This window comes from Trinickia sp. EG282A, from assembly GCF_040965455.1.
Lineage (GTDB): Bacteria > Pseudomonadota > Gammaproteobacteria > Burkholderiales > Burkholderiaceae > Trinickia > Trinickia symbiotica.
The window spans coordinates 805416-826484 of record NZ_JBFRCC010000003.1; the positions used below are offsets into that span (position 1 = coordinate 805416).

General features: G+C 65.1%; 19 protein-coding genes, 1 tRNA gene and 1 riboswitch. Of the genes, 11 read left to right on the forward strand and 9 right to left on the reverse strand.

All coding sequences use genetic code 11. From position 1 onward, the window contains the following. Positions 1 to 2 precede the first annotated feature (2 nt). The 5 genes from AB4Y31_RS18150 to AB4Y31_RS18170 all read right to left on the reverse strand — a co-directional run bounded on the left by AB4Y31_RS18150 (position 3) and on the right by AB4Y31_RS18170 (position 3393). Positions 3 to 668, reverse strand: a complete 666-nt coding sequence (locus AB4Y31_RS18150; RefSeq protein WP_368675097.1) for a response regulator — start codon at positions 666 to 668, stop codon at positions 3 to 5. 683 nt (positions 669 to 1351) lie between these two features. After that, the gene (locus AB4Y31_RS18155) at positions 1352 to 1663 is read right to left on the reverse strand and encodes a DNA-binding transcriptional regulator (protein ID WP_026229355.1); all 312 of its coding nucleotides are present in this window, start codon (positions 1661 to 1663) and stop codon (positions 1352 to 1354) included. A 12-nt stretch (positions 1664 to 1675) separates the two neighbouring features. Then, positions 1676 to 2017: a toxin gene (locus tag AB4Y31_RS18160; protein ID WP_368675098.1), complete on the reverse strand. Its 342-nt coding sequence runs from the start codon at positions 2015 to 2017 to the stop codon at positions 1676 to 1678. Positions 2018 to 2318: 301 nt separating this feature from the next. After that, positions 2319 to 2393 (reverse strand) — tRNA-Arg (locus AB4Y31_RS18165). A gap of 166 nt (positions 2394 to 2559) precedes the next feature. Further along, positions 2560 to 3393, reverse strand: coding sequence for an undecaprenyl-diphosphate phosphatase (locus AB4Y31_RS18170; RefSeq protein ID WP_368675099.1), 834 nt, complete (start codon positions 3391 to 3393; stop codon positions 2560 to 2562). A gap of 240 nt (positions 3394 to 3633) precedes the next feature. Here AB4Y31_RS18170 and AB4Y31_RS18175 point away from each other — a divergent pair, with 240 nt between their 5' ends. From AB4Y31_RS18175 to AB4Y31_RS18215, 9 genes are all read left to right on the forward strand, one after another. Further along, positions 3634 to 4677, forward strand: coding sequence for a substrate-binding domain-containing protein (locus AB4Y31_RS18175; protein WP_368675100.1), 1044 nt, complete (start codon positions 3634 to 3636; stop codon positions 4675 to 4677). A gap of 123 nt (positions 4678 to 4800) precedes the next feature. Then, positions 4801 to 5844 carry an ABC transporter substrate-binding protein gene (locus AB4Y31_RS18180; protein WP_018439004.1) on the forward strand — a complete coding sequence of 348 codons (1044 nt, stop codon included), beginning with the start codon at positions 4801 to 4803 and terminating at the stop codon, positions 5842 to 5844. Between the two features lie 26 nt (positions 5845 to 5870). Further along, positions 5871 to 6695, forward strand: coding sequence for an ABC transporter permease (locus AB4Y31_RS18185; RefSeq protein ID WP_368675101.1), 825 nt, complete (start codon positions 5871 to 5873; stop codon positions 6693 to 6695). Between the two features lie 94 nt (positions 6696 to 6789). Then, positions 6790 to 7599: an ABC transporter permease gene (locus AB4Y31_RS18190; protein ID WP_368675332.1), complete on the forward strand. Its 810-nt coding sequence runs from the start codon at positions 6790 to 6792 to the stop codon at positions 7597 to 7599. A 40-nt stretch (positions 7600 to 7639) separates the two neighbouring features. Continuing rightward, positions 7640 to 8683, forward strand: coding sequence for an ABC transporter ATP-binding protein (locus AB4Y31_RS18195; protein WP_368675102.1), 1044 nt, complete (start codon positions 7640 to 7642; stop codon positions 8681 to 8683). Between the two features lie 129 nt (positions 8684 to 8812). After that, positions 8813 to 9640 (forward strand): phosphodiesterase, encoded by an 828-nt coding sequence (locus AB4Y31_RS18200; RefSeq protein WP_368675103.1) that lies wholly within the window; start codon positions 8813 to 8815, stop codon positions 9638 to 9640. A gap of 44 nt (positions 9641 to 9684) precedes the next feature. Continuing rightward, the gene (locus AB4Y31_RS18205) at positions 9685 to 10908 is read left to right on the forward strand and encodes an MFS transporter (protein ID WP_368675333.1); all 1224 of its coding nucleotides are present in this window, start codon (positions 9685 to 9687) and stop codon (positions 10906 to 10908) included. Positions 10909 to 11040: 132 nt separating this feature from the next. Next, positions 11041 to 11183, forward strand: a riboswitch (TPP riboswitch). Positions 11184 to 11255: 72 nt separating this feature from the next. Further along, entirely contained in the window at positions 11256 to 13187 is a 1932-nt protein-coding gene (gene thiC / locus AB4Y31_RS18210) for a phosphomethylpyrimidine synthase ThiC (RefSeq protein ID WP_368675104.1), read from the forward strand. Between the two features lie 325 nt (positions 13188 to 13512). Next, positions 13513 to 14871, forward strand: coding sequence for an EAL domain-containing protein (locus tag AB4Y31_RS18215; protein ID WP_368675105.1), 1359 nt, complete (start codon positions 13513 to 13515; stop codon positions 14869 to 14871). Between the two features lie 10 nt (positions 14872 to 14881). On the opposite strand, the gene arfB is transcribed toward AB4Y31_RS18215, so the two are convergent. Continuing rightward, entirely contained in the window at positions 14882 to 15295 is a 414-nt protein-coding gene (arfB, locus tag AB4Y31_RS18220) for an alternative ribosome rescue aminoacyl-tRNA hydrolase ArfB (RefSeq protein ID WP_368675106.1), read from the reverse strand. A gap of 100 nt (positions 15296 to 15395) precedes the next feature. Here arfB and AB4Y31_RS18225 point away from each other — a divergent pair, with 100 nt between their 5' ends. Then, positions 15396 to 17666, forward strand: a complete 2271-nt coding sequence (locus AB4Y31_RS18225; protein WP_368675107.1) for an FUSC family membrane protein — start codon at positions 15396 to 15398, stop codon at positions 17664 to 17666. A gap of 27 nt (positions 17667 to 17693) precedes the next feature. Here AB4Y31_RS18225 and AB4Y31_RS18230 read toward each other — a convergent pair whose 3' ends face one another. Continuing rightward, positions 17694 to 17900 (reverse strand): hypothetical protein, encoded by a 207-nt coding sequence (locus AB4Y31_RS18230; protein WP_368675108.1) that lies wholly within the window; start codon positions 17898 to 17900, stop codon positions 17694 to 17696. Positions 17901 to 18149: 249 nt separating this feature from the next. Here AB4Y31_RS18230 and AB4Y31_RS18235 point away from each other — a divergent pair, with 249 nt between their 5' ends. Continuing rightward, positions 18150 to 18800 carry a cysteine dioxygenase gene (locus AB4Y31_RS18235; protein WP_368675109.1) on the forward strand — a complete coding sequence of 217 codons (651 nt, stop codon included), beginning with the start codon at positions 18150 to 18152 and terminating at the stop codon, positions 18798 to 18800. 107 nt (positions 18801 to 18907) lie between these two features. Here the strand turns inward: AB4Y31_RS18235 and AB4Y31_RS18240 are convergent, their stop codons facing one another. Further along, complete coding sequence (locus AB4Y31_RS18240) at positions 18908 to 20569, reverse strand: response regulator (protein ID WP_368675110.1); 1662 nt, start codon at positions 20567 to 20569, stop codon at positions 18908 to 18910. Continuing rightward, positions 20566 to 21036 carry a response regulator gene (locus AB4Y31_RS18245; RefSeq protein ID WP_018439017.1) on the reverse strand — a complete coding sequence of 157 codons (471 nt, stop codon included), beginning with the start codon at positions 21034 to 21036 and terminating at the stop codon, positions 20566 to 20568. The genes AB4Y31_RS18240 and AB4Y31_RS18245 overlap by 4 nt, the downstream gene beginning before the upstream one ends. Positions 21037 to 21069: the final 33 nt, after the last annotated feature.

Consider the following 21069-nt stretch of genomic DNA (forward strand, 5'->3'; position numbering starts at 1 on the left):
ACTCAACTGCGAAACTTTTCCCTGAGATAAAGTGCAAGGCCGAGGTCGTCCGCGACCTGCAGCTTGCGCATCGCGCTTCGCTTGTGCGTGCTGACGGTCTTCTTGCTTCTGCGCAAACGTTGCGCGGTCTGGGATACCGAGAACCCCTCGGCGATGTAGCGCAGAATCTCGAGTTCCGCCGAGGACAGCGTGTCTTCGCGTGGAATCGGCACGAGGGGTACGACTTCTCCATCACGCACGGCGAAGAATTTGCGCGGCCAGGCGACCGTATTGCGAATTGCTTCGGCGATCAACGGCAACGGCGTGGCTTTCTCGAGAAATGCATTGGCGCCGGCGCGATGACAGATACATTCCGCATCGACCGCGCGCGCGGCGGAAAGCACCACGATCGAGAGAGACGGGAAAGCCGTGCGCAGACGCCTGACGAACGCGGCGCCGTCGACACGATCCTCCGGCAAGTAGTAATCGACGATCGCGACGTCGTATGACTTGTTTGCGAGCTCGGTCATCAGATCCTCGGCCGCAGTGACAGTCGCTGTGACATCGAAGTCGGCAAATCCGTGCAGGAAGGTTGCCACGCCCAGCGCGACGATCGGATGATCGTCCAGCATCGCCACGTTGATGCGATGCTTGGGGCGGGACAACAAAAGGATTTTCCGGGAATTCATGCAAATCGGCCCTCTCTGTATTGTCTTTTTGATTCAATCGATCTCCGTGAGGATTCGATGACGACGATCGGGCATTCAAATACCTATTAATTGATATGAGAATTTTCTTGGAATTGTCGATAGCGGATGAATGCCAAACCATCCGCACCGTGGATTCGATAAATTGCTGATCCTGCTTCCGTCTGCGCCCACATGCGCCTTGCGTAAGACCGACAACGAACATCGCGGGATACGCCTCCATCGCCCCTCCTCGGGCGATCGATTCTAGCCGATGGGGAAGTGGCGAACAACAGGCTGACCAGCGACGTTTATCTCAAAAATAAGAAGCCAACGGATGGCACTTCTTTTAGTCCTAAAATTTGGTGTTAATTTTCAATTCGGCGAGTTTTTATGCTTGTCAAAAACAGCGAAACTTGTCTAGGGTAGTGACTGGTATCGATATCGATGGGGATAGGAACCGGTTTGTAGGCGTCTTTCGTGGCGCAAGCGCATGCGCCTGTGTCTCGCTAGGGGCAACTCAACCGAGGATATTCTGGAAGTGCGCGTCGAGTTCGGCGCGGCGGCGGCCCGGATCGATGCCCGGTGTCAATAGGCAGCCGACCGGAAAGCGGGGTGAGGAGAAGGACTTACACGACAACATGAGCGAGCCCGCGCTGGGCGGGCGGACGTGAATTTAGCCGAGCCTAGAGGGTTTCGAGCATCTGCATCAGTTCCGGGTGCTTCTCGACCAACTTGATCAGTACGGCGGCCTGCGCGTTCGGCTTGGCTCGACCTTGTTCCCAGTTTTGATATGTGCGCTCATTCACCCGCAGGCGGCGGGCCATGACGGCTTGAGACGCCTTGATGGCCTCTCGTACAGTCCGGATTTCTTCCGCGGTCACTTCAACCCGGTCCGGAATCTCGACGCTGACCGTTCGAAGCGTCGCTTTTCCCTCATGCGCCGCCTTCAGTTCGTCGATGCCTTCCTTCAGCTCGGCAAACAAGTTACGTTTCATCATGCACTCCCATCAGCGATCCACCAGCCTGAGAACATCCCGCAGAAGCTCAGAGAAAGCCTCGCGTCCAGCCTCCGACAAGTCGTCCATCTCGTCTTTGCCGTAAAGCGTAAAAAACCAGAATTCGGGGCCCTTGACCCAGTAGTAATAGATCACCCTGAGCCCACCACGCTTGCCTTTGCCGCGGCGCTTGTCGCCAAATCGCAGCTTGCGCAGACCACCGGTTCCCTTAATCACGTCGCCTGCTTCCGGGTTGCCCATGAGTTCGACCTGGAGAGCGCGATACTCATCATCCGCGAGATAGTTCTCGCGAACCCTACGGAACGGGGGAAGCTCGACGAAGATTGCTTTCATGGTGACTATACGCTAACTGCGTAGGGTTTAGCAACAGAGAAATTGCGCCGACGTCGAATAACGTCGGCGAAGCGAGCCTCATTTTCTCTGACTAAAAGCGCCCTTAGGCCCGTGCTCGTCGATTTCTGGCCATTTGGGATAGCTCGGCGCGTCTGGGACGCCCAAGCCATACCGGCCGGACTGGCCGATGCCCGGATCGAAGAAGTAGTCTGGGAGGAAAGCTCCGCGATCGACCGATCGCAACGCCGAATGATGATTGGCGGGGAATTGAGGGCAGCTATTGCATCACTGCAAAAGCTGTTGGCCCCCCCACGAGGAATCGAACCTCGATTTCAGGTTTAGAAGACCCGTGTTCTATCCGTTGAACTATGGGGAGGCATCGCGGAAATTGTACGGCGGGCGGGCTGACGGAGCACGCGTCACCCGCTCATGCCGGGGGCCGGATTATAACCGATCGCCTTTCGCCGGTCGGCACAGCGTCGGGCTAAGCGCCGTCCGGCGAGCCATGCCCCTGGAAGACCCCGGCTTTCTGAAACAGGCCCTCAAACCGGCTGCGTATGCGTCATGAACCAAACGAGGCAAAGCGCGCCCGCCACGATGCAATAGACGCCGAACGCGGCGAGCCGGCCGCGCCCCTCGAAGTAGCGCATCAGGAAACGCACGCTCAGATAGGCGGCGACCGCCGTCAGCACCCCGCCGAGCACCGCGTCGGCGAGCTGCCCTGGCGCCCCCTTGAACAGCTTCGGCACCTCGAGCACACCGGCCGCGAAGATGATCGGCGTGCCGAGCAGGAACGCGAACTCCGCCGCGCTTTCCGCCGTCAGCCCCGCCGCATTGCCCGCAATCATCGTCAGCCCGCTGCGCGAGAACCCCGGCACGAGCGCCCCGACCTGGGCAAGCCCGACAAGAAACGCCTGCCTGAACGTCAGCTTCTCGGGCGGACGGTGCGCACGCATGCGCTGGAGCCTGTCGCCGAACCAAAGCAACGCGCCGTTCACGATCAGCGCCAGCGCCACGATGCGCAGGTCGTGAAACACCTGTTCGAGGCGCTTTTCGAGCAGAAGACCGACGAGCCCCGCCGGGATCGTCCCGATGATGAGCGCCCACATCATGTGGCCCTCGTCGCTCGGCCGGCCGGCGAGCGTGCCGAACCACCCTCTCACGAGCTCGATCCAGCGCTTCCTGAAATACCATAACAACGCAAGGGCCGTGCCCAAATGGAGTGCGACGAGAAACGGGATCAACTGCGGCGCATGCTTATCGATATGCATGCCGACCAGCGCGGGCGCCAACAGCGTATGCCCAAGGCTGCTGACGGGAAAAAGCTCGGTCACGCCTTGCAGTACGCTTAGAAAAACCAAAAACCAAAGGCTCACGCGTCGATCCTTTTTTGCTATGAAAGTGGGGTTCGAAGAAAAAAAGCGCTCACCCACCCGGGGCCGCCGCGCCGAACCGCGACGATTATGCCTACGGGCACGGGACTCGCCAAGCCGCAAGGTAGACTTTTTCAGCCCGCAATGTGGGCAAAAGTGTCATGTGTCAGTCATAATCGGCCAGGATAATCGTTGCGACGTAAACGTTTACATTCCCAGCACTACCGGACTGTACAGACTGCGATGAAACACACCATCAAGGATGTCGCCGCCTATGCCGGCTTCTCCATCGCGACGGTCTCGCGCGCCATCAACGCGCCGCACACCGTCAACCGCGTGACGCTCGCGAAGATCCGCGATGCGATCGAAGCGCTGCAGTTCCGCCCGAGTCCGCTCGGCCGCCAGTTGCGCGGCGAACGCACGGGTCTGATCGGCGTCATGCTGCCGACGCTCGCGAACCCGGTCTTCGCCGAATGCCTGCAAGGCATCGACGACCTCGCCTCGGGCGAGGGCTATCGCCTGATGCTGATGACGACCCAGTACGATGCCGCACGCGAGCGCCATGCGATCGAGACGCTGCTTGCGCAGCGAGTCGAAGGGCTCATCATGACGGTCGCCGACGCCAACACGCATCCGCTGCTCGACGACCTCGAGCGCGAAGGCATGCTTTACGTTCTCATGCACAACGATACCGCGCGGCGCCCGTCGGTCTCGGTCGACAATCGGCGTGCCGCGTTCGACGGCGTGCGCATGCTGATCGAGCACGGTCACCGACGCGTGACGATGGTCGCAGGCACCCTCGCCGAATCGGATCGCGCGCAACTGCGCTACCGCGGTTACGCGGAAGCCATGCAGCAAGCGGGGCTCGAGCCGGTGCCGGCGCTCGAAGTGGATTTCAACGCGGACGAGCTCGCCCCGTCCGTGCTCGCTCATCTGACGTCGGGCCCGAAGCGCCCCACCGCGCTCTTTTGCAGCAACGATCTGCTCGCCATGGTCGTCATGCGCGGCCTGCGCCGCGCGCGCTACTCGGTCCCCGACGATATGTCGATCCTCGGCTTCGACGGCCTCGCCGTCAGCGAGCTGCTTTCGCCACCGCTCGCGAGCGTCGCGACGCCGAACCGCGAGATCGGCTGCTCCGCGTGGCGGCGGCTGATGGCCCGCATCGCAGGCGCCGACGATGGCGAATCGCTGTCGTTCAGGCTGCCCCACACGCTGCGCCAGGGCGCGACGATCGGGGCGCTGTCGGGCGCGGCCGACCCGGCATTGCCCGCGCAGCCTGTCGTCTGAATGCCGATCGAAAAAGCGCGGCGCAGCGAACAACCGTAGCAATCCGTACTTCGGACGGCGACTCCGCCCTCGGCGGGGCGCCGTCCGCCGACGTCCCATCCCAGCACCGAAGGAGACCCTCACGTGACACGCCGTTCATCTTCCGTCCGCGCGCGTTTTGCGCGATTCGTCTGCGCCAGTGCGGCGGCGCTCGCCGCGGCCCTGCCGTTCGCCGGCACGGCCCATGCCGAAGACACCGCGATCTGCTACAACTGCCCGCCGGAGTGGGCCGATTGGGCCAGCGAGCTCAAAGCCATCCAGGAGAAGACGGGCATTCACGTGCCGTCCGACAACAAGAACTCCGGGCAAGCCATCGCGCAACTGATCGCCGAGGAGAAGAGCCCCGTAGCCGATGTGGTGTACCTCGGCGTCTCGTCGGCGTTCCAGGCGAAGGACAAGGGCGTCATTCAACCCTACAAGCCGAAGAACTGGGACGATATCCCCGCCGGCCTGAAGGACCCGCAAGGCTACTGGTTCGCCATCCATTCCGGCACGCTCGGCTTTTTCGTCAACAAGGACGCGCTCGAGGGCAAGCCTGTGCCGACCTCGTGGGCCGACCTGCTCAAGCCCGAATACAAGGGGATGATCGGCTACCTCGATCCGTCGAGCGCGTTCGTCGGCTATGCGGGCGCCGTCGCCGTCAACCAGGCGTTGGGCGGCACGCTCGACAACTTCGAGCCGGGGCTCAAATGGTTCGAGGCGCTCAAGAAGAACGCGCCGATCGTGCCGAAGCAGACGGCCTATGCACGCGTTCTGTCGGGCGAGATTCCGATCCTCATCGATTACGACTTCGACGCCTATCGCGCCGAGTACAAGGATCACGCGAACGTCGCGTTCGTGATTCCGAAGGAAGGCACGATTTCCGTGCCCTACGTGATGAGTCTCGTCAAAGGCGCGCCGCATGAAGCGAACGGCAAGAAGGTGCTCGACTTCGTGCTCTCCGACGAGGGGCAGAAGATCTGGGCCAATGCGTACTTGCGCCCCGTGCGCGCGAGCGCGATGAGCAAGGAAGCGTCCGCGAAGTTCCTGCCGGCGAGCGAGTACGCGCGCGCCAAACCCGTCGACTTCGCGAAGATGGCCGCTCAGCAGCAGCAGTTCGGCCAGGAATATTTGAAGATCATGCATTGACGCCAGGCAACCGGCCCGTTTTCACCATGCACGACATCACCTTCCCGCTGCGCTGGCGCGTCGCGCTCGTCGCGCCCGCGCTCGCCGTCTTCGTCGCGTTCTGGCTGCTGCCGATGGGCGTGCTTGTCGACGTAAGCGGCAATGGTCATGCGTTCGCGACCTATCGCGCGCTCGTCACGAATGCCCGTTATATGGGCAGCCTCGGCGCGACCGTCGCGCTCTCGGCGGCCGTCACGATCGCAACGCTCGTGCTTTCGGTAATCGCGGGCCTTCTGCTCGCGCGCCGGGAATTCCCCGGCAAGCGCACGCTCGTCGCGCTGCTCACGTTTCCGCTCGCGTTCCCGGGCGTCGTCGTGGGCTTCATGGTCATCATGCTCGCGGGCCGGCAAGGGCTCATCGGCGCGATCACGCAAAAGCTCACGGGCGACAAGTGGGTCTTCGCCTACTCGATGGCCGGGCTCTTTTGCGGCTACCTCTATTTCTCGATTCCGCGCGTGATAGTGACCGTGATGGCCTCGGCCTCGAAACTCGATCGCTCGCTCGAGGAGGCGGCGCGCTCGCTCGGGGCGTCGCCGTGGCGGATCATGCGCGACGTGATCCTCCCCGCGCTCGCGCCGGGGCTCGTCGCAGCCGGCGCAATCTGCTTCGCGACGGCGATGGGTGCGTTCGGCACGGCGTTCACGCTCGCCACCGACATCGACGTACTGCCGATGACGATCTATACCGAGTTCACGCTGAACGCCAACATGGTGACGGCAGCCGGGCTCTCGGTCGTGCTCGGCATCGTGACATGGATCGTGCTGGCACTCGCACGCAGCGCGACGGGCTCGGCCGTCGCTGCAACGGCATGAGCCTCCCTATGCGCGTCAGGATTTCGCCATGAACGTCATCGTCGATACGACCGCCGGCAACGGGCACGGGGCTCGACGCATCGCCCATCTCTTCATGCCGCGGCGCCTCATCGCCCTTGGCCAATGGGCCGTCACGCTCGCGCTTTGCGCGTTCCTCATCGTTCCCGTCGTGATGTCGGTGATGGCCGGCCTCACCGTCAACTATTTCCGCGGCGTCTCGAGTGGTCTCACGGTGCGCTGGCTCGTCGAAGTCTGGACGCAATACCACGCGTCGGTCTTGCTCTCGCTCGAAGTCGCGGCCGCCACGCTCGTCGTCACGCTCATCACCGGTGTGCCGGCCGGATACGCGCTCGCGCGCAGCAAGACCCGGGCGGCGCGCTTCGTCGAGGAACTGCTCGTGCTGCCGATCGCGCTGCCCGGCCTCGCCTCGGCGCTCGCGCTCATCGTCGTCTACGGCGGCTTCACGGCGTTTCGCATGAGCCTTTGGTTCATCGTCGCCGGTCACGTCGTCTTCACGCTGCCGTTCATGGTGCGCGCGGTCGCGGCCGTGGCCGCAAGCGTCGATTTGCGCACGCTGGAGGAGGGGGCGGCCAGCCTCGGCGCAACGTTTCTCGAACGATTCAGAACCGTCGTCTTGCCGAATCTGCGGCCCGGCATCCTCGCGGGCGCGCTCGCCGTCGTGACGCTTTCGATCGGTGAGTTCAATCTCACCTGGATGCTCCACACTCCCGATACGAAGACGCTCCCCGTCGGGCTCGCCGATACCTATGCGTCGCTGCGCATCGAGATCGGCAGCGCCTACACGATCGTCTTCTTCGTCATGACGATGCCGTTGCTCGTCGCCATGCAGTGGCTCGGCGTCGATGCGACAGGCCAGCGCGCACTGCGGCGCAAGCGCGGCTAGTGCGTCGGCCGACCTTCTTCGTCTCTCTCGCCGAAATGCCATGAAGCTCACTCCCGTTCCCATCACCCTGTCGCGCTGCGCGAAAACGTTTCAAGGCACGCGTGTGCTCGAGCCGCTCGACCTCGCGATCGGCGCCGGGGAAACGATCGTCCTGCTCGGCCCTTCGGGCTGCGGCAAAACGACGACGCTGCGCATCATCGCCGGCCTCGAGACGCCGGATGCGGGCGGCACGGTTTCGTTCGGCGACGACGACGTGACGCGGCTGCCGATCGAACGCCGGCAGGTCGGCATGGTGTTTCAGAGCTATGCGCTCTTTCCGAATCTCAACGTACGCGAGAACATCGGCTATGGCTTGAAGATCGCAAAGGCGGAGCCCGCCAAGGCACGGCGGCGCGTCGACGAGCTGCTCGCGATGATGCGGCTCGAAGCGCATGGCGATAAGCCGATCGATCAGCTTTCGGGCGGGCAGCGTCAGCGGGTCGCGCTCGCCCGCGCGCTCGCGCGCGAGCCACGCGTGCTGCTGCTCGACGAGCCGCTTACGGCGCTCGACGCGCGCCTGCGCGATACGCTGCGCCGCGAGATGAACGCCCTGCTGCGCGGGCTCAACGTGACGACCGTCTATGTGACGCACGATCAGGCCGAGGCGATGGAGCTCGGAGACCGGATCGTCGTCATGAGCGCCGGACGTATCGAGCAAGTCGGCACGCCGCGCGAGATCTACTATCGGCCGGCGTCGAGGCACGTTGCGCAGTTCGTGGGCACGATCAACCGTCTCGCGGGACAATGGCGGGACGGCGCGCTCGCGACCGCCGGGGGCACGATCAAGTTGCCGCCCGCGCTCGTGCCGGCGGCTGGCAGCGAGCTTTTCTTCCGGCCGGAGGACGCCCGGCTCGTCGAGCCGGCCGCGGCCTCGCTCGTCGGCACCGTCGAAGGCATCTCGTTCCTCGGCGAGCGCACGCGCGTGACGGTGAGCGGGGCGGCCGCCGATACGCTCGTCATCGACGCGCCCGGGCGCATTGAGCTGACGCGCGGCCAAGCCGTCGGCATCGACGTGGCGCTCGAAGGCCTCATCGCGCTCGCTTGATCGGCCGCGACGGCCGCGCCCGCCGCCCGTTCAAACGGGCGGCGGGCGCACCGTTTCCGGCTCGCGCCGGCACCCATGTTGGACACGCATCGATACAACGACACAACCTCGACTACTACGGAATCGTTCATGCTGCTGGCACAAATCAGCGACCTGCATATCAAGCGCCCCGGCGCGCTCGCCTATCGGCGCGTCGATACGGCGGCTGCCCTCGCGCGCTGCATCGCGCGGCTCAACGCACTCGAGCCACGCCCCGATGCGGTCGTCATAACCGGCGATCTCGTCGACTACGGCACCGCGGAGGAATACCAGCATCTGCGCGGGCTGCTCGCGCCGCTCGCCATTCCGTACTATCTACTCGTCGGCAATCATGACGATCGCGGCGCCTTGCGCGACGCTTTCGGCGAGCAGCCGTGGTTGCATTCGGGTGAAGCGTTCGTTCAGTACTCCGTCGATGTCGGCCCGCTTCGCCTCGTCGCGCTCGATTCGCAAGTGCCGCGAGCCAGCGCGGGGGCGCTTTGCGAGACGAGGCTCGCGTGGCTTTCGGCCGAGCTCGAGAAAGCCCGCGGCATGCCCGTCGTCATCGCGCTTCATCATCCGCCGTTCGTCTCCGGAATCGGCCATATGGACCGACAGCGGCTCGACGCGGCCTCGAGCGAGCAGCTGGCCACGATCGTGAGACAGCATCCCAACGTCGAGCGCGTGATCTGCGGGCACGTTCATCGGCCGATGTTCACGCGATTCGGCGGGACGGTGGCATCGGCCGTGCCCGCCCCGGCGCATCAGGTCGCGCTCGATCTGCGCGAGGACGGGCCTTCGGCATTCCGCCTCGAGCCGCCCGCCTTCGCGCTGCATCGCTACGACGAGGCCACGGGGTTCGTGACTCACCACGCCTATGTCGACGAAGGGGAAGGGCCCTACCCGTTCTACGAGCCGGACGGCAAGCTCATCGACTGACGGGCACCTCCTTCTCTCTCGCCACCGCTTCTTAGGTCAGGCCAATCGTGTCTTCTTCCGCCGATAGCCGTTCGAGCGCCGCCGGACAGGCGGATCACTATTCGCGCGGCATGTTGTTGCTGCTCGCGACGGTGGCAGGCGTCTCGGTCGCGAACATCTACTACAACCAGCCGTTGCTCGACAGTCTGCGAGCGAGCTATCCGGCCGAGGCGGCCTGGGTCGGCGCCGTGCCGGCGTCGACCCAGCTCGGCTATGCCGCCGGCATGTTGTTCCTCGCGCCGCTCGGCGACCGGTTCGACCGCCGCCGCATCATCCTGCTGCAAACGGCCGGCCTCATGCTGGCGCTCGTGATCGCCGCGATTGCGCCGACGCTCGCGGTGCTCGCCTGCACGAGCCTCGCCATCGGGATTCTCTCGACGATCGCGCAGCAAGCCGTCCCGTTCGCCGCCGAGCTCGCACCGCCCGCTGAGCGCGGTCATGCGGTCGGCACCGTGATGAGCGGACTCCTGCTCGGCATTCTGCTCGCGCGAACGGCGGCGGGCGTCGTCGCACAGTACTTCGGCTGGCGCACGGTCTTCTCGGCATCGGTCGCGGCGCTCCTCGCGCTCGCCGCCGTCGTCGTGCTGCGCTTGCCGAAAAGCCAGCCGACGTCGACACTGCAGTACGGCAAGCTGCTGGCGTCGATGTGGCACCTCGCCGTCGAGCTTCCGGGGCTGCGCCAGGCCTCGTTCACGGGCGCCGCGCTCTTCGCGGCATTCAGCGCGTTCTGGTCCGTGTTGACGCTGCTGCTCGCCGGACCCCCGTTCCACCTCGGGCCGCAGGCGGCCGGCCTCTTCGGCATCGTCGGCGCGGCGGGCGCGATGGCGGCGCCGCTCGCCGGGCGCTCGGCAGATAAGCGCGGGCCGCGCGCCGTGGTCTCGCTCTCGATCGTGCTCGTCGCGATCTCGTTCGTCGTCTTCGCCCTTTCAGCAACGAGCCTCGTCGGGCTCGTGATCGGGGTGATCGTTCTCGACATCGGCGTGCAGGCCGCGCAGATCTCCAATCAGTCGCGCATTTATGCGCTGAAGCCCGAGGCGCGAAGCCGCGTCAACACGGTCTTCATGGTCTGCTACTTCATCGGCGGCGCAACGGGCTCGGCCGTGGGCGCGGTTGCGTGGCGCCACTTCGGCTGGACGGGCGTCAGCGCGGCGGGCTTCGCGTTCGCCTTGCTCGCCCTGCTCCGGCACCTGCCCGATCAAGGCCGGCGCCCCAAGGGGCTCGCCGGGTAATGCCCTGCCGGGACGCACCGGCGTAGCCCCGAAGGCCGTCTCGTCGGACAACGTGCGCCACGCAGCAAAGCCTGGCGCGCGGCGCGCTTCTTGCGCGGTTGCCAGGTCCGCCATGCCGGTGTATCTTCTCCGGTGCTAACGCGGGGGTCCTGCGTTGCGCTGTCTCGACGATCGTCGTTTCCAGTCTTTCGTACGAGTAGCGCCGCGCGGGTGAGAAACACCCTTTGAACCTGATCTGGATAATGCCAGCGCAGGGAAGCGTACGGGTTTCAGGCAATCCTTCGCCGCCCGGCCTCCTTCCCCGTCTCCTGCTCCTGCATTAGCGCCTCAAGCCAGGAGATTCGAATATGAATGCCAACCCCAAGTTCATTTCCGCCAACGCGCACGTCGATGCCGCCGCCGTCGCGCCGCTACCGAACTCGCGCAAGGTGTACGTGACGGGCTCGCAGCCGGACATTCGCGTGCCGATGCGCGAGATTACGCAGTCGGATACGCCAAGCGGCTTCGGCGGCGAGAAGAATCCGCCGATCTTCGTGTACGACACGTCCGGCCCCTACACCGATCCGGACGTGAAGATCGACATCCGTCAGGGCCTGTCCGCCTTGCGCCAGCGCTGGATCGAGGCGCGCGGCGACACGGAGGTCCTGGCCGACCTCACGAGCGAGTACGGCCGCGAGCGTGCCGCCGATGCGAACACGGCCTCGCTGCGCTTTCCCGGCCTGCATCGCAAGCCGCGGCGCGCGAAGGCCGGCGCCAACGTCACGCAAATGCACTACGCGCGCCAGGGCATCATCACGCCGGAGATGGAGTTCATCGCGATCCGCGAAAACCAGCGCCGCGCCGAGTACGTCGAGAGCCTGCGCGCGAGCGGCCCGAACGGCGCGAAGCTCGCCGAGATGATGAGCCGGCAGCATCCGGGGCAGGCGTTCGGTGCCGCGGCGTTCGGCGCGAATGCGCTGCGCGAGATCACGCCCGAGTTCGTGCGCGAGGAGGTGGCGCGCGGCCGCGCGATCATTCCCGCCAACATCAACCACCCGGAGAGCGAGCCGATGATCATCGGCCGCAACTTCCTCGTGAAGGTCAACGCGAACATCGGCAACTCGGCCGTCACGTCGTCGATCGGCGAGGAAGTCGACAAGATGACGTGGGCCATCCGCTGGGGCGGGGACACGGTCATGGACCTGTCGACGGGCAAGCACATCCACGAAACGCGCGAGTGGATCATCCGCAACAGCCCGGTGCCGATTGGCACGGTGCCGATCTATCAGGCACTCGAGAAAGTCAACGGCAAGGCCGAAGAGCTCACCTGGGAAATCTTCCGCGATACGCTCATTGAGCAGGCCGAGCAAGGCGTCGACTACTTTACGATCCACGCGGGCGTCCTCCTGCGCTATGTGCCGCTCACGGCGAACCGGATGACGGGCATCGTCTCGCGCGGCGGCTCGATCATGGCGAAGTGGTGCCTCGCCCATCACAAGGAGAGCTTCCTCTACGAGCACTTCGAGGAAATCTGCGAAATCATGAAGGCCTATGACGTGAGCTTCTCGCTAGGCGACGGCCTGCGTCCGGGCTCGATCTACGACGCGAACGACGAAGCGCAGCTCGGCGAGCTCAAGACGCTCGGGGAGTTGACCCAGATCGCGTGGAAGCATGACGTCCAGGTGATGATCGAAGGCCCGGGTCACGTGCCGATGCAGCTCATCAAGGAGAACATGGACCTGCAGCTGCAATGGTGCGACGAAGCGCCGTTCTATACGCTCGGACCGCTCACGACCGATATCGCGCCCGGCTACGACCACATCACCTCGGGTATCGGCGCGGCGATGATCGGCTGGTTCGGCACGGCGATGCTCTGCTACGTCACCCCGAAGGAGCACCTCGGGCTGCCCAACAAGGACGACGTCAAGGAAGGCATCATCACGTACAAGCTCGCGGCTCATGCCGCCGATCTCGCGAAGGGTCATCCGGGCGCGCAGGTGCGCGACAACGCACTCTCGAAGGCGCGCTTCGAGTTCCGCTGGGACGACCAGTTCAACCTCGGCCTCGATCCCGACAAGGCGCGCGAATTCCATGACGAAACGTTGCCGAAGGAATCGGCCAAGGTCGCGCACTTCTGCTCGATGTGCGGCCCGCATTTCTGCTCGATGAAGATCACGCAGGACGTGCGCGAGTTCGCGGCGGCGCAAGGCGTATCCGAAGACGCCGCGTTGAAGAAGGGCATGGAAGTGAAAGCCGTCGAGTTCGTCAAGAGCGGCGCGGAGATTTATCAGCGGCAATAGCGCCAGTCAACGCGCACGTGGCGTTCGCGCGTCGGCAATGTTCGGCGGCTCACGCCGGATGACCGCGTGCGTACGCCAACTCCCTCCCACCGTACCCCATCGAACATAGCGGTGCACGGTCGCGGGCATAGGCTCGCGACCAAGGTGCATCCGCGCGTTTGCTACACTGGCATTCTTTCGTATGGGTACAGTCAGGCATGTCCGGCCTCCCCGTTCGCCCCGCCCCGCGCAACCGCGCGTGCGCGGCGGACACGATCCGTTCCCACGTCTTGCGCGCCGCCGAGCCGGCTCCGCAACGCTTACTCGCGCTGATCGCGCTATCGCCATGGCATCGCAACGGGAGTTGACGCTCGGCGGCATCCTGTCCCACCTGCGACGCGACGACGCGGGTTGGCACATCGTCTATCAAGGCTTGACGCTGCGTAGCGTATTCCAGCCCGTCGTCTCGATCACGCACAAGCGCATCGTCGGCTATGAAGCGCTGCTGCGCGCAACGGACCAGAGCGGCCGTGCGCTCCGGCCCGATACGGTGTTCGCGCGCGCCCCCGGCAAGGGCGCCGCGCTCGCGTTCGAACGCCTCGCACGCTGTGTCCATTTCGCCAATTTTGCCGAGCAGAACACTAGAACAGTAGCCCCCACGCTCACTTCGCTCGCTGCCCCCCAAGGGGGCGATCAGTGCGCTTGGGGCGGCCCGGCGCGCACTGATGGCGGCTGGCTATTCGTCAACGCGCTGCCGCGCCTTTTCCGCACCGGCTGGTCCTACACGTCTTTCATCGACGAGCTTTGCGACCACTTCGGCTTGCCGCCGTGGCGCGTCGTCATCGAGATGATCGAAGAGCCCGCCGCCGACGAGGGGCTCTTCATGCGCACCGTCGAGGCGTTGCGTGAGCGCCAATTGCTGATCGCGATCGACGATTTCGGCACCGGGTTCTCGAATTTCGACCGCATCTGGCACGTGCGGCCCGACATCGTCAAGCTCGATCGCTCGCTCGTCGCGCGCATGGCGACGCCCGGAGCCGATCCGCAGTTCGCGACGCAGCTCGTCACGATGCTTCACCGCGCGGGAACGCTCGTGCTCGGCGAAGGCGTGGAGAACGAAGCGGAAATGCTGACGCTGATGGAGGCCGATACCGACTTCATCCAAGGGTACTGGCTCGGCGAGCCGGGCGCTTCGCTCGATGCGGCCGGCCGCGCGGCGGCGCCGGCGATCGATGCCATGTGGGAGCGATTTCGCGCGCACGCGGGCACAGTGCCGCGCGTGCCCGCCGATTTCGCCGAATTCGAGGCGACCGTGCTCGCCGGCGCTCGCGTCTATGCGGACACGCGCGACCTCGCGCTCGCGGCCCGCGAAACGTTCGCACGGTCGCCGGCGCGCCGCGTGTTCGTCCTCGATGCGGACGGCGAACAGCATCAGCCCTCGATTGCGCACGAGACCGCGCCGAAACCCGCGCGCCTTTGGCCGCTGTTCCCCGACACCTACAGCAATTGGTCGCGCCGCGCTTATTTTCGGCGCGCGCTGGCGGCCCCCGGGCGCGTCGCCGTGATGGGCCCGCATTACTCGCTGACCGAAGGGAAAGACTGCTATACGGCGGCCGTCGCCATCGAAGTCGGCGGCGTGACGCAAGTCTTCTGTGTCGATTTCGCGCCGAACGGATCGTCCGTGCGGCTCTTCGACGAGAGTTGAGTACGCCCCTTCAGCGCTCGCGGTCGACGATCCGCGCTCTCGCTGCCTTGATGCCGGCGCGGCGCGTCTTGCTTTCCAGCCGCCGGACCGCCGAGGCGCGCGTAGGCTTCGTCGGAATCCGCGCGCGCGGCGCGACGCTGACGCTCGCGATCAACTCGTTGAGCCGCGCGAGCGCGGCGGCGCGGTTCATTTCCTGAGTCCGATACTCCTGCGCCTTGATGACGACCATGCCGTCGCGCGTGATCCGATGATCATGGAGCGCGAGCAGTCGCATCTTGATGGGCTCGGGCAGCGACGAAGCGCGAATATCGAAGCGCAAATGGATTGCGCTCGATACCTTGTTCACGTTCTGGCCGCCGGCGCCTTGCGCGCGCACAGCCGTCAGCTCGACCTCGGCAGGCGAAACGGTATGGCGAAACATCATGGGACGCGCTCTGGTAACAAAACAAACAGAATACGATAGACTCGTCGCAAAATCCGAACCGATGGGCCCGACGGCCCCACCCGCCGCCCGTATGGTCCCGATGCGCTATTCGATCGAAATCAAGAAATTTCTCTATAGCCAATATTTCTTCGGTGGACTGCGCATGGCGGTCGGCATCTCGCTGCCGGCCGTGCTCTGTCTCATCGTTTTTCATAACGCCGATCTCGGCTTCACGATCGCGACGGGCGCACTCGGCGCCTGCGTCGTCGACATGCCCGGCCCGCTCAAGTACAAGCACAACGAGATGCTCGTTTGCAGCGTGCTCGGCTTTCTCTCCGCGCTCGCAACGGGTCTCGCGACATTCAACGTGTTCGTGCTCTGGGCGACCGTCGTCGCGCTGACGTTCGCGCTCTCGCTGACCGTCGTCTACGGCAATCGCTGGCCGCAAATCGGATTCGCGACGCTGTTCATGATGGTCGTGACGCTCGAGGAACACCTGACGCCGGTGCATGCGCTCGTCAACGCCGCATGGATTCTCGCCGGCGGCCTCTGGTACACCTATTGGGCCACGCTGCTGCTGCAATGGCAGGCCTACCGTGTCGAGAAACAAGCGCTCGCCGAGTGCGTGTTCGCTGGTGCCGATTATCTGCTCGCGCGCGCCGATTTCTATGATGTCGATGCCGATCTCGACGCCTGCTACGCCAACCTCGTCGAAAAACAAATCGCGGCGATCGAAATGCAGGACGCCGCGCGCGCGATCGTTTTGCGCAACCTGCCGAAGCTCAGGCGCGGCAAGCTCGACCCGCGCCGCGTTGCGCTCTTTAACCTCTTCATCAATTCGGTCGACTTGCACGAGCTTTTCGTCGGCGCCCATACCGACTACCCGCTGCTGCGCCGGACCTTCGGCAATGCGGACCTCATGATGTTCTATCGCGACCTGATCCGCAAAGCGGCGCGCGATCTCGAGGAAGTCGGGCTTGCCGTCCTGCAGAACCGTGCGCCGGACTCGCGCATCAACGTCAAGGCCGAGTTGCGCGCGATCGAATACGAGCTCGAGCTCGTGCGCAAAGGGCACAGCGCGCAAGCGAACCCCGAGGCCTATGCGGCGGCGACGACTTCGTTTCGGCGCATCTGGAGCGGCATTCGTCTCATCGACAAGATGAAGAAAAGCCTGTCGAGCGAGGCGGCGCCAAGCAGCACGGAGATACGGATCGACCCGGGCCTGAGGCGCTTTCTCTCGGGGCGGCGCGTGCCGTTGCGGCAGATCTTCTCGAATCTGACGATGTCGTCCCCGAGCTTTCGTCATGCGCTGCGCGTGACGATCGCCGTCGCCATCGGCTTCTGGCTGGGCCGCATTCTGCCGCTCACGAATGCGTACTGGATCGTCATGACGACGCTCATCATCATGAAGCCCGGCTATTCGCTGACGAAGCAACGTAACACGCAGCGTATCGTCGGCACCGCGATCGGCTGCGCCGTCAGCGTCGCTTTGATCTTCACCGTGCATTCGCCCAAGATCCTGCTCGCCGTCATGTTCGGCTCGATGGTGATGAGCTACAGCCTGCTGCTCTTCAACTATGCGGCGAGCGTCGTCTTTACGTCGTCCTACGTGCTGATGCTCTTTCACCTGCTGGCGCCGGGCAGCCTGCGCATCATCGGTGAGCGCGCGATCGATACGGTCATCGGATGCGCCCTCGCCATCGCGGCCAGCCATTTCTTCCCGTATTGGGAATATCGCGTGATGGGAAAGCTCGTCGCGGACCTGCTGTCGGCGATGCGCCAATACTTCGAAACTGTCTTGTCGTTCGGCGGCAAGCCGAGCGCGGACGGCGGGAATGCGTCGGGTGCGTCTGCGACGAGGGCGCCGGATACGAGCACGAGCGCCGCCGATCCCGACATCCGCTTCCGGCTGGCGCGCAAGAACGCGCATGTCGCATTCGCGAACCTGGGGCAGGCATTCCGCCGCATGATGCTCGAGCCGAAGCCACAGCAGAAGTTCGTGCCCGAGATCAACGACCTGCTCGTGCAAAGCCATGTGCTCGCCGCGCAGATCGCGACGGCGGCGGCGCTCGTGCGCAACTTCGCAGACGAGGGGAACGATGCGCCGGCGGCGCTGGCACGCGCGCTCTCCACCGTGCGCGATAACCTCGCCCGCGCGCAGGCGGGCGAGCCTCCTCCCGCCGATCAAGCGGAGACGACGAAGCAGCTCACGCGCGAGCTGGATTCGATGGTGACGGAAATCGAAAAGGCGGGAACGCGGCCGCCCGAGTTCGTTCACGAAATCAAGATGCTCGTGCTTCAGTGCAAGCAGATGCTGGCGGCGTCGTTTCTGATTCGCAAGGACGCAGGGGCGATCCGCTTGCCCGCTTAAGCGCCGCGGCGGAGCGCTACGCTGCTCCTACTGCGAAGCGCCCGCTCCGGGGGCGGCGGAGCTGGCGGCGCCGATCGACGCCCCGCTCGCGGGCGCCGACGCCTTTTCCGCGTCGTACTCGCGCTTGCTCTTGAGCGCGTTGTAGACCAACGTGGCGACCGCGATCAGGACGGCGACGACGATGATCGCCGCGACTCGCGTAGTGGGATTGGGTTTGTTGCGGGGGGTGTTCATGGCGCGTTCCCAAGCGAAGCCACGACGGCTTCGGGCGAATGACGAGGTGAGAGAAGCCGGCATTCTACGCGCGTCGAGGACTGGCCGTTCTGGCGCGATCCTATCGCCGGATTGTGAGCAAAACCCGCAAAAATTTTCTACTCATCGGCGAGATCAGCGCAAACGACGCAAACTCTTTTCGCGCGCGATTCGCTATAAATAAGACGTCGACCGTGGCAATTCGCCGCCGGTCACCGCCCCTTCTTCGCCATGAGCCACGAACAACAAAACAACCTTCTCAGCCCTGCCGCGCGCGGTACCCATGTCGTTTTCCGGCGCGACGCGGGTCCGGTCCTCGACCGGTTCGCGATCGAGACTCGTCGCGGCGACGGTGTCGCGCAATTGTGTGATGCGCTCGATGCGGCGTTCGAAGCTGGCGGCGGCGCCACCGAGCCATCGCACTGTCCGGCGTTCGTCCGCCGCGTGCGCGCGGCGCTTGCCGAGGCCGCGGCGAACGAAACGCTGCTCGCGCCCGCGCAGTGCGAAGGCTCCTCCGAGTGCTACCGTCGACACCTGTTGGCCGCCGATCCTTCGGGGCGCTACGCGGTCGTCGCGCTCGTCTGGCACCCGGGGCAGGCGAGCCCCGTGCATGGCCATCATGCATGGTGCGGCTATGCCATCCTCTCGGGCACGCTGACCGAAACGCTCTACCAGTGGGAGGAGTCGCTCGGCTCGGCAAAGCCGGTGCGAACGCACGCTCGAGCACCCGGCGCAATCTCGTACACGCGCGCCGGCCTCGGCGGTATTCATCGCCTCGGCAATGCCGGCCCGGCGCGCGCGATATCCTTGCACGTGTACGGTGTGGCCGGCGACGAGGTGTCAACGCGCGTCAACGATGTTGTGCGTGTATCCCATCGATGAGCGACGGACGTGAACCGATCATGCCTCTCGCACGAGAACACTATTTTTAGAACCCTTTGCATCGCGATTCACTGTCGCTTTATGCAATGTGACTGACAAGCGGCCGCTCATCGTTCGGCAGCGTCGGCACCCGCATCCGTCGTCGTCCGCCCCGCGAGGGCCGCGATGACGACGACGAGCTCGAGGGGATCGATCGGCTTCGACACATGCGCTTGGAAACCCGCGAGTAGCGCGCGGCGCCGGTCTTCGGCACGCGCGAACGCGGTCAGGGCAGCCGCTGGCGTCTTGCGTCCGCGCGGCGCCTCGAACGTGCGCAAGCGGCGGATGAACTCATAGCCGTCGACCCCGGGCAGGCCGATATCGCTGACGATGACGTCGGGCGGCACGGCCGTACAGGCTTCGAGCGCCTCGAGCGCCGCGTCGAACACAGCTGTCTTCGCGCCGCGCTCCTCGAGCACGCTGCGCACCAGCTCGCGTGCATCGGGCTCATCCTCGACGATCGCGATACGCAGGCCGGCGAGCTCGGGCGGCGTGACGCCCGCCAACGGCTCGTCGGACGAGCGCACGAGCGCGGCGGCCTCGGTAGCCGGCAGCTTGACGATGAAAGTCGCACCGAGCCCCGCGCCGGCGCTCCTGGCCTCGATGCAGCCGCCGTGAAGATCCACGAGTTGCCGGGCGATCGCGAGACCGAGCCCGAGGCCGCCGTGCTGACGCGCGATGCTGCCGTCTTCCTGACGAAACCGCTCGAAGACGTGCGGAAGGAACTCGGGCGTGATGCCCTGCCCGTTGTCCGCGACGATCAGCTCGACTTCGCCGGCCGCGCGGCGCACTGTCACCTCCACGGTGCCGCCCTTGCCCGTGAACTTGACGGCGTTCGACATCAGGTTCCAGACGATCTGCTGCAGCCGCGCCGGATCGGCGAAGACCACACCGCCCGGCTCCAGCGCGGAGACGATGCGGATATCCTTCGCCTCGGCGGCCGGTCCGACCGAGCGGATCACATATTCCACGATATCGACCAGATCGACGCGCTCCGCCTCGAGCCTGAACTTGCCTGCGAGAATGCGCGAAAAGTCGAGCAGTTCGTCGACCATGCGCGCCTGAGCGCGCGCGTTGCGATCGATGATGTCGAGCCCCTTGCGGATCGACTCGGAAGCGCTCGCATCGCGCAGCAGGAATTGGGTCCAGCCGACGATCGCATTGAGCGGCGTGCGCAACTCGTGCGAAAGCATCGCGACGAACTCGTCCTTCATCTTCGAAGCGCGCTCGGCCTCCGCGCGTGCCGCCCGCTCCGCGGTCAGCAGCCCTTCGCGCTCTTCGGCGAGCGCCCGAAAGTGCGCTTCGCGCTCCCGCGCGCGCATCGCCTCGGCCAGTTCTCGCTCGACGCGCCGCTCGCGCAGCACACGCTCGATCGCTTCGGGCAGATAGTCGAGGTAGCCCTCGCTCTTCGGAACCACATCCGCGACGCCCGAGCGCATCGCCTCGACGACGCGCGCCTCGTCGGCAAAGCCCGTGCAAAGAATCGCCGGCAACGCGAGCCCGCTTGCGCGCAGCGCGCGCAGGAAGTCGAGACCTGTCTCCGCGCCGCCGAGCGCATAGTCGACGACGAGCACGTCCGGCATGCCGTACGGCGTGTCGCCCTCCGTCGCCGCCCGGGCCTCGGCCGTGTTCGCCGCGATGCTGACTCGATAGCCGGCTCGCGCCAGCGAACGCGATGCGAGCCGAAGCAGGCCGACATCGTCGTCGACGACGAGCGCGTGCGGATTCATTGTCCGCCCGCTCCCGTCGGCAGCTTGACGACTTGCAGGAAGAAGCCGAGCCGGCGCACGGCCTCGATGAAGGCGTCGTACTCGACGGGCTTCGTCACGTAGACGTTGCAGCCGAGCTCGTAACAGCGCTCGATTTCGCGCGGGTCGTCCGTCGTCGTCAGCACGATGACGGGCAGCGAGGCCGTGCGCTTGTCCGCCTTCAGACGCCGCAGCACTTCGAGCCCGTCGATCCGGGGCATCTTCAGGTCGAGCAGGATGACGGACGCCGGCGGCGGCTCGAGCACGAACCGCGCATCGTCCCCGAAGAAATAATCGAGCGCCTGCTGACCGTCCGCGAGCCGTATGAAGCCGTTCGTCAGCCCCGCCCGGCGCAAGTTGCGTTCGATCAGCGTCGCGTGGCCGTCGTCGTCCTCGATGAGGATGATGCTGACGGTCTGCCCCCCCGCCGGTCCCAGTCCTGTATGCATTGTTCGTTCCTCTCAACTTTCTCGGATCTGCCG

Bases quoted from the DNA above. Each gene is read 5' to 3' on its own strand.
- AB4Y31_RS18150 (WP_368675097.1), bottom strand. From the start codon at position 668: ATGAATTCCCGGAAAATCCTTTTGTTGTCCCGCCCCAAGCATCGCATC.
- AB4Y31_RS18155 (WP_026229355.1), bottom strand. From the start codon at position 1,663: ATGAAACGTAACTTGTTTGCCGAGCTGAAGGAAGGCATCGACGAACTG.
- AB4Y31_RS18160 (WP_368675098.1), bottom strand. From the start codon at position 2,017: ATGAAAGCAATCTTCGTCGAGCTTCCCCCGTTCCGTAGGGTTCGCGAG.
- AB4Y31_RS18175 (WP_368675100.1), top strand. From the start codon at position 3,634: ATGAAACACACCATCAAGGATGTCGCCGCCTATGCCGGCTTCTCCATC.
- AB4Y31_RS18185 (WP_368675101.1), top strand. From the start codon at position 5,871: ATGCACGACATCACCTTCCCGCTGCGCTGGCGCGTCGCGCTCGTCGCG.
- AB4Y31_RS18190 (WP_368675332.1), top strand. From the start codon at position 6,790: ATGCCGCGGCGCCTCATCGCCCTTGGCCAATGGGCCGTCACGCTCGCG.
- AB4Y31_RS18195 (WP_368675102.1), top strand. From the start codon at position 7,640: ATGAAGCTCACTCCCGTTCCCATCACCCTGTCGCGCTGCGCGAAAACG.
- AB4Y31_RS18200 (WP_368675103.1), top strand. From the start codon at position 8,813: ATGCTGCTGGCACAAATCAGCGACCTGCATATCAAGCGCCCCGGCGCG.
- thiC (WP_368675104.1), top strand. From the start codon at position 11,256: ATGAATGCCAACCCCAAGTTCATTTCCGCCAACGCGCACGTCGATGCC.
- AB4Y31_RS18215 (WP_368675105.1), top strand. From the start codon at position 13,513: ATGGCATCGCAACGGGAGTTGACGCTCGGCGGCATCCTGTCCCACCTG.
- arfB (WP_368675106.1), bottom strand. From the start codon at position 15,295: ATGATGTTTCGCCATACCGTTTCGCCTGCCGAGGTCGAGCTGACGGCT.
- AB4Y31_RS18225 (WP_368675107.1), top strand. From the start codon at position 15,396: ATGCGCTATTCGATCGAAATCAAGAAATTTCTCTATAGCCAATATTTC.
- AB4Y31_RS18230 (WP_368675108.1), bottom strand. From the start codon at position 17,900: ATGAACACCCCCCGCAACAAACCCAATCCCACTACGCGAGTCGCGGCG.
- AB4Y31_RS18235 (WP_368675109.1), top strand. From the start codon at position 18,150: ATGAGCCACGAACAACAAAACAACCTTCTCAGCCCTGCCGCGCGCGGT.
- AB4Y31_RS18240 (WP_368675110.1), bottom strand. From the start codon at position 20,569: ATGAATCCGCACGCGCTCGTCGTCGACGACGATGTCGGCCTGCTTCGG.
- AB4Y31_RS18245 (WP_018439017.1), bottom strand. From the start codon at position 21,036: ATGCATACAGGACTGGGACCGGCGGGGGGGCAGACCGTCAGCATCATC.